The following is a 13,737-nucleotide window of genomic DNA, read 5'->3' on the forward strand; positions in this document are numbered from 1 at the left end:
GCTGTGAAAGTTAACGGGACAGTAGTGGAATTAAGATCATGTGATTTGGCTTCGGCGCTTTCCAGATTGATTTGCAGCCGCAATTCATTGATTGAATCGGCATTCTTATAGACCTGACCCCAATTCTGCGTCAATTTTATTTTTCAATATCATAAGCTTGGTTACATTCACAAATCAATACGTGCCATTTTAAAGCGGATTGTTTTCAGTTGTTAATACTCAATTTTTGAATCAATTCCTTAATCCGTATCACGCGCTTGTTAACATCCGCAATCTGCACCTGAACTTTCAAACGATCCGGCCCGGAGAGTGAGTATTCGCGGCCACTTTGGATCAGTTTGATGATTTCAGCGGGATTGATCGGAGGATTCGGGATAAACTGGATTTGGATACTTTCTGCGCTGGCATCAATGCGTGTGATTCCGAGTGGCTTGGCGGCGATGCGCAGGCGGTGACAGTCGAGCAGTGCGCGTGCCGGGTTTGGCAACAGGCCGAAGCGGTCGATCAGTTCACGATGCATGTCGTCCAGTTGCTCGTTGTCGGCGCAATTGGCCATGCGTTTGTACAGCACCAGGCGTTCGTGAATGTCGTGGCAGTAATCATCCGGCAACAGCGCGGGGACATGCAGGGTGATCTCGGTTGCCACGCCTAGCGGATGCTGCACATCAGGTTCTTTGCCCTCCTTTAAGGATTGGATCGCGGTATCCAACATGGTGCTATAGAGACTAAAACCGATTTCCTGCATTTCACCGCTTTGTGATTCGCTCAATACCGCACCGGCACCGCGGATTTCCAGATCGTGCATGGCTAGATAAAAGCCGGAACCCAGTTCCTCCATCGCTTGAATTGCTTCCAGGCGTTTTTTGGCTTGTGCGCCAAGCGCTTTTTCCGGTGCTGTCAGCAAGTAAGCATATGCTTGATGATGCGATCGCCCGACACGGCCACGCAATTGATGCAGTTGCGCCAAACCGAATTTGTGCGCATTATTGATGACTATGGTATTGGCGCTCGGAATGTCGATGCCGGTTTCGATAATGGTGGTGCACAACAGGATATTGAAGCGCTGTTGATAGAAATTGCGCATCACATGCTCCAATTCCCGTTCCGGCATTTGTCCGTGAGCGATATGAATGCGCGCTTCGGGTAGCAAACCGGAAAGCTTTTCATACATCAACTGAATAGTGCTGACTTCGTTGTGCAGGAAATAAATTTGCCCGCCGCGTTTCAATTCGCGCAAACATGCTTCACGAATAACACCCATCGAGAATCCGCTGACAAACGTGCGAATTGCCAGACGACGCTGCGGTGCAGTGGCGATGATGGAAAAATCGCGCAACCCTTCCAGGGACATCGCCAGGGTGCGTGGAATTGGCGTGGCGGTCAGCGTCAACACATCGACTTCGGCGCGTAATTTTTTCAATTGTTCTTTTTGCCGCACGCCAAAGCGATGCTCTTCGTCGATAATCACCAGACCTAAATTCTTGAAATGTACGTCTTTCTGAATTAGTTTGTGTGTGCCGATGATAATATCAAGTGCGCCTTTTGCCAGATCGGCTAACGCCTGAGTTTGTTCTTTCGCGGAACGGAAGCGCGACAATTCGGAGATTTTGACTGGCCATTGATCGGCAATCAAGCCAAAGCGGTCGGAGAAATTCTGGAAATGCTGTTCAGCCAGCAGCGTGGTGGGAACCAGAACTGCTACCTGTTTGCCGTCCGCTACTGCGATAAAAGCCGCGCGTAACGCGACCTCCGTTTTGCCAAAACCCACGTCACCGCAAATCAACCGATCCATTGGTTTTCCAGACGTCAGGTCCTCAATCACCGCCTTTATTGCCGCGGCTTGATCAGCGGTTTCCTCAAAACCGAATCCTTCCGCGAAAGCGTCATAGTCGTGTTGTTTGAGCGTAAAAGTATGACCTTCACGCGCAGCACGCTGAGCGTATAAATTCAACAATTCCGCTGCGGTGTCGCGCACCTGCTGCATCGCTTTGCGTTTGGCTTTATCCCATTGGCCGCTGCCCAATTTGTGCAGCGGCGCCGATTCCGGGGCGGCTCCGCTATAACGCCCGATCAGATACAGTTGCGAAACCGGCACGTAAAGCTTATCGCCACCTTCGTACTCCAACGCCAGAAATTCGCTCAGTTCGCCGGATTCGCCTTCACCGACATCCATGCTGACCAAACCGAGATAGCGGCCAATGCCATGCTGTTCATGGACCACCGGATCGCCGGGCTTGATTTCCGAGAGGTCACGCAGAATATTATCGGTTGCGGTAGTTTTGCGCGATTCCCGTTCGCGCCGTCCATGCACATGTGTCGCGTACAGTTCGCTTTCGGTAATGAAAGCCCGTTTTTCAGGCCCGTCAATGAAACCCGAATGCAGTGGTGCTAAGCCAAGCATAAGTTTTTGCTTACTGCTTAAGAAGGTGGCATAGTCCTGGCAGATATCGGGATGCAAATCGTATTGATGCAAATACTCGGCGATTAATTCGCGCCGTCCCATGCTTTCGGCCAGCAACAAAACCCGGCCCTCGGATTGGGAGAATTGCGTGACAAAAGCTGCTAATTTTTCCAACGGATTTTCCGCATGCCGGTTGACTTGCACCGATGGCAGCGGAAGACTGGTTTTAGCGCCGGTAAGTTTTGCATCCTGCTCACGAGGCAGAATCTCAATGCGGGCATACGATTTTAATTTAGCGAAGAAGCTGTCGCTGGATAGAAATAACTCCAGTGGCGGCAGCAACGGGCGATCCAGATCGCCACGTAACAATAGATAACGCGACTGGGTATCGTGCCAGAATTCATCGATGATCGGCCGTACATCCTGATGCAAACAGAGCAATGTATTTTCAGGCAAATAATCAAACAGAGTTGCCGTTTGTTCAAAAAACAGCGGCAGATAATATTCAATGCCGGCAGGCGTCAGACCTTTGCTAATATCTTTATAAATTTGTTTTTTTGACGGATCGCCCTCGAATTTCTCACGGAAATTGCCGCGAAAACAGGTACGCCCGGCTTCATCCACCGGGAATTCACGCGCAGGCAATAAACGGATTTCCTTGACCGGATAAATGCTGCGTTGCGTATCGACATCAAAGGTACGGATCGTGTCGATTTCTTTATCCAGCAAATCAATACGATATGGTAACGGACTGCCCATCGGGAACAAATCGATCAAGCCGCCACGCACGCTATATTCGCCGGGTGAGAAAACCTGCGTGACATGCGTGTATCCCGCTAATGTCAGTTGACTGCGCAATCCGGCCAAATCCAGCGTATCTCCTTGTTTCAGAAAAAAGGTATGCGCCGCGAGGTATTCACGTGGCAGCATGCGATAAAGCGCTGTGGTCAGAGGTGCGATCAGCACATCGCAAGCACCGGCCATTACTTGATACAGTGTCGCGAGACGTTCCGAGACAAGATCATGATGCGGCGAGAACGTATCGTATGGCAGTGTTTCCCAATCCGGGAGCAGATAGGTTCTCAGTTCGGATGCAAAATAGGGAATTTCTTCCAGTAGACGCTGCGCATCAAGTGCATTAGCTGTGATGATAGTGACAGGCTTAGCCTGCTGCGCCAACTGTGCGAGAAACAACGCATCGCTGGAGCCGTCAAAATCAGCGTACCGTGCTACGGTGCCAGGTGCGGGTAAAGGGTGCTTTTGTTGCATTGTTAGTTTATCTAGCTTGCAGTACCAGGAAATAACTGGCTGACAAGCAGATGTTCACTCAAAAATCCGCATATTATATGCCAGTTCTAATTCATCTACTTTGTTTCAGGATTTTTCGAGTGGTTGAAATTTGTCAATAAGAGCGTAAATTTCTGCATTATTCATGACTTGAATTTATACATAACAGGATTATTCTTTAAATGCGTGCCATAAATGGATTGGCATATAGCGTAGAATATTCAATGATTGATCGTGAGATCAGTTTATTTAATGGTTTTGTCTTGAGTGCTTTCATGAAATCGAACATACGGCAATTGGAAAAGAAAATTATTCTTTATACCTGTAAAGTAATTACAGTTATCTGCTTTTCAGCATCGTCATTTGCGCAAGACGCATCTCCCACGTTAATGACACCGGAAAATATTCAGAAAATTGAATTGGCCGTGTGGAAGTATGCGATTGATACACCGCTACTTTTACAAACCATTGATTGGTTCAGCGATCTGGCGCGAGATTCTCGAGAGCCAGTCGCTCTTGCTGAGCTTTCCCGTTTAAAATTTATGCACGCTCAGATCGAACCCGATAAAGATTACCGTGTTCATTTGTTTGAGCGTTGCATTGCGGCGGCTGATCAAGCATTGACATTGAATGCCAACGACGTACGCGGATTGTTCTGGAAAGCCGTGGCGATGGGTAAAATAGCTGAAGATGGCGGCATTTTGAATGCACTTAGAATGTTGCGGCCGATGGAAGAGTTGTTACTGAAAGTGGTTGAGCTGGACGAAAGATACGAGAACGCCGGAGCCCATCGGGCACTGGGTCGCATGTATCACAAACTACCGGGGTTTCCGATCAGCTTTGGCAGCAACCAAAAAGCGCTCGCGCATCTCAAGCGAGCGCACGAGCTATTTCCCATGGATGTTATTACGCGCGCTTTTTATGCTGAGTTATTGTATGACATAGGCAGAAAGGATGAGGCGAGCAAGCATGCCGATTTTGTGCTTGCAACACCGATAGCTGATGAAGATACGCTGGAATTTTCCGAATATGTCGATATCGCTCTGACTGTGCTGAAAAAAACCGGTGGATCGAATATTAAGGTTGGGAATTATTAGCTACGCGTTTTAAAAGGCTGCAAATGGCAGGTTGACGGGAAGCTGTCTATGCTGTTTTTTCAGTGTTAGCAATTGACTAAGACGCTCTTTATTCTGTAAGGACTGCGCTTTATTACCTGACTCTGTCTGGCATCAATTGACATTGGAAATGTTTTCAATTATTGCGCTAAATTCAAAGCAATCGGCAATGCGATCATCGGTTTACTAGATCTATTGAGTGCGGCCAATCGGATTTATTGTTTTTATTGTTTAATCCCGGTTTCCCTAAGGAATAAATCAGCTAAACTATTGCATCTGTTTTTTCTGCCAACATATTTATGACTGAAACTCTAATCGATTTGATTCGTCACGGCGAGCCCATCGGCGGACGCCGTTATCGTGGTCATGGTGTGGATGATCCGCTGAGCGAAAAAGGATGGTCGCAAATGTGGCGCGCTGTTGGCGATTGCAATCAGTGGCAGCAAATTATTACTTCCCCGCTGCAACGCTGCCAGGCATTTGCCTATGCTTTAGGGGAACGCTATGACATTAACGTCTCAGTTGAACCGCGCTTTAAGGAAGTGGGGTTTGGCGAATGGGAAGGGTTGAGTCATGATGAAGTTAAAATTGGACGCATGCTCGAATATCAAGCTTTTTTGCAGAATCCTGTGAATGCTCGACCGTTAGGCGCCGAACCTCTCGACGATTTTGTTCAACGGGTTTATTCAGCCTATGAAGCCGCTATAGAGCGCTACTCCAGTCACCATATTCTGATCGTTGCGCACGCTGGTGTGATGCGTGCATTGATTGCAAAAACACTCCAAGCGCCTGCGATCGGTTTATATCGCATCAAAATCAGCAATGGTGGGGTTACGCGTATTCGTCACACCGGAGTGGGTGCGGTGCTGGAGTTGCTGAATGGAAAATTGTCTGCTTAGGCAGCAGGAAGTAAGAATTATATTTTCCTCATGCTGATTTAATAGAAATAAATTGTTACCGGCATTCCATTGATTAGCCGATTGTTAGGGATCTCAATAAATTCCAAATGCGCCAGTATTGCAGTGCGAACCGGCTCGAGCGGATTGACTGCTTCAGTCAGCGTTCTTTGCGTAACACCGGGAACGGAAATTATCTTCGCCTTTGTTTTTTCTCCATTAGGAAATTTCACCACTACAATTTGACCCTCCACTGCATAATCTTGATATTTGGGTGGTATGAAGGCATCAACATATACTTTCTCAGGGAAAATAATTTCAAGCACTGCTTGTCCACGACCCAAATATTCTCCAGGCTGTACAAATACTTCAGTAACTATTCCATTTCCTGAAGGCGCAACAAGATTTAGCAGTTGTATCTGGCCTTGAATCTTTTCATATTCAAGTTGCATTTGGCTAATCTGGTTTGAAATCCTACGCATTTCAGAGGAATGATCTTGTTCTTGACGTTCTGTTCTCTCAAGTGCCACTATATTTTCAAGCGCTTTATGATACTGATTTTTAGCCGAGACAATTTCCGCTTGAGTAGCTGCGCCCTGTGTAAATAAGGTTTCATAATGCTGTAGACGTTTATATGCAAAGGTCTTATGTTCTTGAGCGTATTTCAGTAGTTGAGCCGAGTTTGACGTCGACTGAAGGACTTGATCTAACAGCTGTTGTTTTTCTTTTATTAGCGCATCAATTTCAATTTTTAATCGACCATGGTTATCAAGTAATGGTACATTGGTCAGCTCAGCCAAATGGTTTCCTTCAGAAACTGCTTGCAATGGTTCGACAAATAACTGATGAACATATCCATCAACAGCGGTACGGACAGGAAAATTTGATATTCTAATGCGTCCGCTCGCTTCAATTGCGATCGCATCCCATGCAATTACCGTCAGCAAATAAACGATCGGGAGGCTCGAAATTACAACAATCAGATACCAACGCCAAGGCCTGCCAGGCCGCTTTGCCTCACTATATTGAATGCGTAATCCTCGATCAATATCCGGAGCTTTATTTTCAGGCTGATTAAAGCGGATTTTCATGAAGGTATTTTTCCCAGTCTAGCCATGATTGAATAATTAGACCTCCAAAGTTTGAGCTTTGAAGTTGATTCTGAAGTTGCTGCATTGCATTAATAAAATTCCGTCGCGACTTATGTGCATAGCTGTTTTCTGGGCCTATTTCCAGCTCTAGGCTTTGTGCCAGACTAAACACTAGCGTTGGGTGTTGTTGCATTGCCGATTTAAGCATCGTGACAATACTCTGTATGTTCATCGAGTAATACATCACTGCAATCTCTTTGATCCCAATCCTGCTTAATTCACAGAGAAGGCATAAACCAAATGACGAGTCCTTCGCTAAATAGCGTGGATGAATACTGATACCTACAGTCCATGGGGAAATCGCGGCCACTTGTCGAACTGTTTCGACAAACTCCTCTAGTCTCGCTTTTCCACTGAGCTCCGATTCCAGTTGGTCCGGTTCAATATCAAGATGCAACCCATCGAAACCAACTCCTGCTAGTTTATGGATAATTTGCAGTAAATTATTGCGATACTCGGGTAAAATCCAGTCCGGATCACCTAAAAGTAATTCAATCTTTTTTTTGTGATGACGAGCATCATGTAAAAAATTTTGCAGACTCTTGGGATTTTCTGCCATTTGTGAGATTTGTTGTGCATCAAGAGAAACAAGGAATCGATTGATCGCATTAGTTTCTTTTTTCTTCCATAATCCAGTTTGTGTTATCAATTTATCAAAATTCCAGACATACACAGCCAGTTGACCGGAAAGAAATTCTGTATTCGCAGGCGTTGCATGTTTAATTGTTTTTTCTGACGCTTCTTTACCGCCATTTATTAGAAATTGTTTTGCTTGATGCAGCGGATCGAGCAATGTAGTGAGGTCGGTTTCCGGATAACTATCTTCTCCTGGCATATTCGGTAATAAAATAAACTGTCGCAAGCGGATATGAAGTTTCCAGTGCTCGGATTCTGCTTCGATGTTCTCTGCCGCGATACGATAATAGTTGTTCAGCGCTTGCAGGTATTGCTCGATCACATCGCCATCCAGAACTTGCAGACGAAGATGCCTTTCGCGCATTAATTCTTGCGCGGCCTCAAGGCGTGTACGCTGAAAATTGATTTGTTGAGCCAATTGCTGAAAACTACTCAGTAGTGAATGAAAATCGTGTTGTAACTCCTGATCACGTCGTGTGTAATCTGCACGTAAGCTGATTAATTGACTGTTTAATCGTGACTGTTCATTTTTCCGGTAACTAACAATTTCTAGCGGCATTCTGAAATTAAAACCAACCGCCCCGCCATACCCCCATTGCATACCCTCGGGCGGTGATGGATGAGGAATTGCAGGTCCTCCAAAACCAGTGACTGAAACATCAGATTCTATTCCCTGCCAATTTTGAGTATCCCGAATATTTTGCAGATTATCTATTTGCGCTTGTAGTATTTTAAGATCTAGCTGGTCGACTTCGTTCAATACGGTATTTGCAATTTTACCTAAAGATGGTTTTACTGGTGTAAAAGGCGTTACTGCTGAATTAGTTAAATGCGCTAATCGCATTAACGCCTGATTACTGTTGTTGTAGAATTCAACTTGTGTTCGTTGCGCCCGCTCAAAAGCGGAAAGAAACTCGAAGTAATCTGATTTAAACAACAATCCTGCTTCTTGCCGCTTGCGCAGCAAATTTTCAACACCATCATTACGCAAATGCAGATAAACATCTGTCAACGACAGAATTTTTTGTGCACTCCAGTAGGCCGCATAGTTTTCTTCTAAAAAGAGTGCTGCCAGCCGACGGCTCCAATCTAAACGAATTGTTTCAATCCTCACTTGTGTTGCTGCGTCTTCAATAGCACGCTGCTGTCTTTCAGCACTGCCCAGCAAAGGGTAGCGCACCCCAATGCGTGCAAGCGGATCAAAAAAATGCCCAAATGGCTCGCGCGCAAAAGGACTTTTTTGGAAACCACCGGATACACCCCCAAACACTTCCAGACCCTTGAGTGCTTCTTGAGCCAGTAAATTAGATCGTTGTGCTTCTAAATCGGCTTGTGCTTTCAATGTCGATGCCGCTTGATCAAGATGCGAATAAAATTCAGACAGTGTTCTTATTTCAGCAAGCGCAGTTGAATTTAGCAGGGTCAGTAAGGCCAATAGCAATATGAAATGCACTGTTACTGTTTCCCTTTCTTGAGTACCCATAGCGGTGCCATGGCCGAATCCAGGTGGCCTTTATTGATAATCTGATTCAGGATGGCAAGCGCGCTCCAGACACGGGTTATAAATTGAAATATTGGATAAACTGGAAGGATAAAAATAGCATTGCAGTCTTCCTTTCTTCTATCTGTGATGAAAATCAGATAGAGAATATACTGAACAGAGATAAGACAAAAATAGAATGCATAAACTAATGTCATGCTAAGTATAAAAGCATATAGAGGAAGCTTTACCGCGATATAAATTGTGTATATCACGATAGAAAAAGGCATGACTATCTGGAATAAGATACCGTACCAAAGAAGGAAAATGAGATTCTTCCATCCCATCATGGAAGCTGAAATGCCATGCTTGTGCTTATTCGAATAGATGTACCAAAGATCGCCATCCCATCTTAAGCGTTGTTTAAGAAAATCTTTGAAACTTTCAGGTACGTCAGTATGAGAAACGGCTCCTGGCTCAAATTCAATTTGCAGATGCGGATAGCGCTTGTAATATTGTTTGATACGTAGTGTCAAATCAAGATCCTCGGCAGTTCCAGTATTCCATCCGCCTACTTGTTGCAGAAAGGATTTTCTGAAAATACCGAATGCTCCGGGTACATTATTGATAACACCCAGCTTCGCAAAACCCAATTTTCCGACCTGCATCGTCAACATATACTCTAAATTCTGCAATCTTGTCATGATTGTTTTTCTAGCGTTACGTACTCGCATCGGACCCGTGACAGCCACTATATTTGGGTTCCAAAAATGCGATGCGGCATAATGAATCATCTGATTATCAAATGATGTGTCACCATCCAGAGCAAGAAAAATTTCTCCCCGAGCCCGGCTTAATCCTGCATTGAGCGAAGACACTCTGCCTCCGCGCTGAAACTTGGGAATAATCACCAATGATCGTTTAGGGTATTGAGAAACTAATGGGGCGAGTTCTACCAGAGCATGGAAAGTGGCCTGGTTTTTTTTTACTCCATCCAACATCGCAATAATTTCTATGTGTCCGGGATAGATCTGTTCCAACAGCGATATGACCGTGCTCTGGACAGCTTTTCCTTCCGCATAACAGGTGATTGCACAGGTCACATGGGGAAAGTAATGGAGTGTCAATGGCGCCTCTATAGCATCTTTAATTAGATAACGAAATGCGCTCATCCAATTGATGAAATAAAGCGGAAGCTCAAGAAACAACACAAATGGAATCAGCATGAATACATACTGAAAATCCTGATAGCGTGACAGGATAGCCTGAAACAGATACCAGGTCTGATTCAGATTTTCCATAAATTACAGCAATTCACCATAAAGACGAGCAAGTAGCAGCTCAGCATTTTCCTTGTTGGGTAGTTTCTGCGAGGAAGTACTGATAAATCGAAAATCCAATTTATGCTCGCTTTGTTCCAATAATGATTTCATGCTGCTTTCTATGCGTTTATGAAAGCCGATTAATCCTTGTTCGTCAGCATTCGGCAGAAGCAGCCAAAGCATGTTTTCCGCTGTTCGAGTAGAAAGATCAGGGGTGCGTAATAAGCTTCTCAATTGCTGCGCAAAGAACTCTAGCATTTGCAGTAATCGTACATGATTAAAAAGCTCGACCAATTCTGGCAAGTTAGCAAAATAAATTCCAAACAAACTGAAGTTAATGTTTGGATAACGCCGTGATGTCACCATCATCCAATCAAGATCGTGAATAAATAACTCACGGGAAATGAAATTGAGCTGATCAAAACCTGAGGACAAATCAAAAACTTCCCCACGAAAAGCGATCGTTCTTCCTTTATCACTTAAGCGCCTACTATGTATCTCATTTTGAATAAGCTCGCTAGATTCCATTTCCTTCTCGCACATTGCGCAACGAACCTGTACCTCGCCTTCAATAAATGACTGGCTACAGGAATTGCAACGATAGTTTTCAATCGGTCGATCATAATCGCTACCGATATGACGCAGCTGGCTATGGCATTTAGGGCAGATTAATGTGCCGCTATGCAGAAATTTTTCCTGCACATCAACACATCCGCAAGTAAAGCAATGTAGCGATGCTTGTGTTCCAATGTCTATAGAAAGGCAATTTGGACAAACATCAATAAAACTCAAATGAGAAGATCGACAATAAGTACATTCACGCTGACGATCAATCAACATGATGGGATCAATTATTTTGCTATTTGCAAGATTTCGCAGCCATTCGAAACTATCCGATTTATCTAGGCTAAGCGCTTCGAGTAATGGATAGCGATAGAAACGTGCGTGTTGCCAATCATGGTATGGCTGAAGAACAAAGTTCGGACGTAACCAGAAATATTTAATCAGCCGTCCTTGATGAGTGAGATAAGTCTCATTATTCTTCAGGGATTCCAGTAAGTTATCAAACTGATTAATTTCATCTCGCAAATTTGCAGGTTGCGGTAAGCGTCCGTCGAGCAGAAAATCATCGTATGGGAAAGCTGGGTCTGTAATGAAACACAAAGACGCAAAAAAATCACTATCCTTGCGGACCTTTCCAAGGACGGAAGAAATATACTGTTTATCTTTTCCTTGGATGATAAATACGGATGGAGTAACTCTTTCTTTCTCCCAAGCTGAAAAATCACTAAAATGGCAAATTTTAAAATTATTCTTATATTCAGTTGATAAATCAGTCTCTTCTAGAGAAAAAACAATAAGCATGTCTGGCTTCCGATGATCCTTTAACTGCGAATTTACTATCAATTAGGATAGTTAATAAAAATTACTTCATGGTAAGTAATAAATATTAAGTCATTGCATGTTATTTCCTACAATTCTATTTAATATTATCCTACAACTATATAGGATAAATGGAATATTGGACTATAGCTTATCATTCACTTAAATCAAAATTTCCATCCCAATTCATTTACATTTGCCAAGTAAGTTTTGCATAAAAACAACGACTCATTGCTGAATTGGAAGAAATCTCCCACGAATACCATTTGAAGCGATAGAAAGATAATGAGAATGGGCTGCGCAATATGCAGAGTTTTCCTAAGCTCTGCGATCAGCACCAAGCCCCATTCTGTTCCTGATGAACACCAAGAGCAATTATGCCTTTGTAATGCACAATCAATTACATAACGCCTTTATTCAATTAATTTATACTGAGCAATTGAGTGTGGGGCTAAGTCATCAATAAGTTGTGCGACTTTCTTACAACTTAACATTCCAGGGGTTGGTTCATATAATCGGGGAATATCTACCGCTAAGAATACCGGCGGTCATTCGGGGCATGGTATAGTTTTGCGTACGAGTTGAGAAGAGATTCGCTCAAAAGCTACTGATTAATTTCTCAAATATTTACGGTGGAAACTTTAATTTGATAAAATCATTAACTCATCGGGAATTAGGAGGTGTGTAATGCGTACAAGACAGTTCAGTTTGTTTTTTTATGCAACACTGCTAGTGGGATCTGTGAATAGTGCAGTATCAGCTGGACAGGATCTCAGTGAAATTCAAAGACAATTCAATGCAGAAAACATCAATAAACGTTTTAGTGTTCCAAGCGATGCCGCTTTAACATCTGCTCTCAAAGAAGCGACGCAGAAGGGTATGCCGACACGGACACAAAGATTTTCGTCAGGTTGCGTTGGCCTTGGATGTGACGCAGGTGCTGCGATCGGTCTGGGAAACATCGGTTACGGTAGTTATTTTGGCGGCTATGCTCGTCCTTATTATGGTGGCTTATATGGCGTGAATAGTTATCTGCCTTTTTATTCTGGTTGGTGATTTTCGGGATCAGCGGTGTTCAGTTTGATATAAGACATTTAATAATGATTAATCAATGTACCCAATCAAATTGAATTGATGGATAATTTGCTTTGATTATATATAGGTGTTTTTCATTTAATTATTAATATTAAAAAAGGGAGATGAAATGGGGGGGTGCGCCAGCAAAAATACCTGGGTATTGCCAGGAATCATGATTTTTTCTTTGGTTTTAAGTGGGTGTGCAGCAGTCCATACATCCATTGCCAAGAAAGATCTGGATGTTCAAACTAAGATGAGTGATTCTATTTTTCTCGACCCTGTTGAGCCGGATCAAAAAACGGTTTATCTGAATATTCGCAATACTTCCGATAAAACCAATTTTGATATTACGGCTACGGTTGCCAGAGCAATGGAAGGTAGAGGTTACCGAATTACCAATAATCCCAAAGAAGCACATTACTGGCTGCAGGCAAATATTCTAAGTGTTGATAAAGCCAGCCCTACTGCTGCTGAAGCTGCTCTGAGAGCTGGTTATGGGGGCCTGGGAAGTGCTGCATTGGGCGCTGCCGTGGGAACGGCTACAGGCGCGGCAATTGATGGCTGGAGTGGTGCGGGTATAGGTGGATTAGCCGGTGCGGCTGCTTTCGGTATCGTCAGTACGATTGCAGATGCTTCGGTAAAAGATGTCACGTTCATGGCTATTACCGACGTTGAAATAGCTGAGCGAATCGAGGAAGGTGTTATAGTTCGTGAAGATAGGCAACAGGATGCCAAGCAAGGTGTGGGCGGAGCAAGAAGGCAATCCTCTACAAAAGTCAGCGAAATGAATAAATATCGTACTCGCGTAGTCAGCACAGCCAACAAAGCAAATTTGCAGTATGAAGAAGCTGCAGTTGAATTGACCAATGGTTTAGCCCGTTCCATTTCAGGATTATTCTAAATATAGAGTAGTAGATTGTTCCAATCTCCCCTGGGGTTTCTCATTCACTGGGGGAATGATAATGCTATCGTTGGTTCTTAATACTTTC

9 protein-coding genes are annotated in these 13,737 nt (G+C 44.0%); 4 read left to right on the forward strand and 5 right to left on the reverse strand.

The annotated features are described in order from the left end of the window. Positions 1–205 precede the first annotated feature (205 nt). The gene (mfd, locus tag C7H79_RS07150) at positions 206–3,670 is read right to left on the reverse strand and encodes a transcription-repair coupling factor (protein ID WP_106706608.1); all 3,465 of its coding nucleotides are present in this window, start codon (positions 3,668–3,670) and stop codon (positions 206–208) included. A 200-nt stretch (positions 3,671–3,870) separates the two neighbouring features. On the opposite strand from mfd, the gene C7H79_RS07155 reads away from it, so the two are divergent. Both C7H79_RS07155 and C7H79_RS07160 read left to right on the forward strand, forming a co-directional pair. Next, on the forward strand, positions 3,871–4,785 hold the full coding sequence (locus C7H79_RS07155; protein WP_242447186.1) for a TRAP transporter TatT component family protein: 915 nt from the start codon (positions 3,871–3,873) through the stop codon (positions 4,783–4,785). A gap of 317 nt (positions 4,786–5,102) precedes the next feature. Beyond that, positions 5,103–5,702 (forward strand): histidine phosphatase family protein, encoded by a 600-nt coding sequence (locus tag C7H79_RS07160; RefSeq protein ID WP_106706609.1) that lies wholly within the window; start codon positions 5,103–5,105, stop codon positions 5,700–5,702. Between the two features lie 38 nt (positions 5,703–5,740). On the opposite strand, the gene C7H79_RS07165 is transcribed toward C7H79_RS07160, so the two are convergent. The 4 genes from C7H79_RS07165 to C7H79_RS07180 are packed head-to-tail and all read right to left on the reverse strand — an operon-like array spanning position 5,741 to position 11,653. Next, entirely contained in the window at positions 5,741–6,790 is a 1,050-nt protein-coding gene (locus tag C7H79_RS07165) for an HlyD family secretion protein (protein WP_106706610.1), read from the reverse strand. After that, the gene (locus tag C7H79_RS07170; RefSeq protein ID WP_106706611.1) at positions 6,774–8,969 is read right to left on the reverse strand and encodes a TolC family protein; all 2,196 of its coding nucleotides are present in this window, start codon (positions 8,967–8,969) and stop codon (positions 6,774–6,776) included. Before C7H79_RS07170 ends, C7H79_RS07165 begins: the two co-directional genes overlap by 17 nt. Next, the gene (locus C7H79_RS07175) at positions 8,942–10,267 is read right to left on the reverse strand and encodes a glycosyltransferase family 2 protein (RefSeq protein WP_106706612.1); all 1,326 of its coding nucleotides are present in this window, start codon (positions 10,265–10,267) and stop codon (positions 8,942–8,944) included. Before C7H79_RS07175 ends, C7H79_RS07170 begins: the two co-directional genes overlap by 28 nt. A gap of 3 nt (positions 10,268–10,270) precedes the next feature. Beyond that, entirely contained in the window at positions 10,271–11,653 is a 1,383-nt protein-coding gene (locus tag C7H79_RS07180; RefSeq protein ID WP_106706613.1) for a TackOD1 domain-containing metal-binding protein, read from the reverse strand. A 705-nt stretch (positions 11,654–12,358) separates the two neighbouring features. Between C7H79_RS07180 and C7H79_RS07185 the strand changes: the two genes are divergently transcribed. Then, positions 12,359–12,727, forward strand: a complete 369-nt coding sequence (locus C7H79_RS07185) for a hypothetical protein (protein WP_106706614.1) — start codon at positions 12,359–12,361, stop codon at positions 12,725–12,727. A 148-nt stretch (positions 12,728–12,875) separates the two neighbouring features. After that, positions 12,876–13,649, forward strand: a complete 774-nt coding sequence (locus tag C7H79_RS07190) for a complement resistance protein TraT (RefSeq protein ID WP_106706615.1) — start codon at positions 12,876–12,878, stop codon at positions 13,647–13,649. Positions 13,650–13,737 lie beyond the last annotated feature (88 nt).

Source organism: Nitrosomonas supralitoralis (genome assembly GCF_003011925.2).
Taxonomy (GTDB): Bacteria; Pseudomonadota; Gammaproteobacteria; order Burkholderiales; family Nitrosomonadaceae; genus Nitrosomonas; species Nitrosomonas supralitoralis.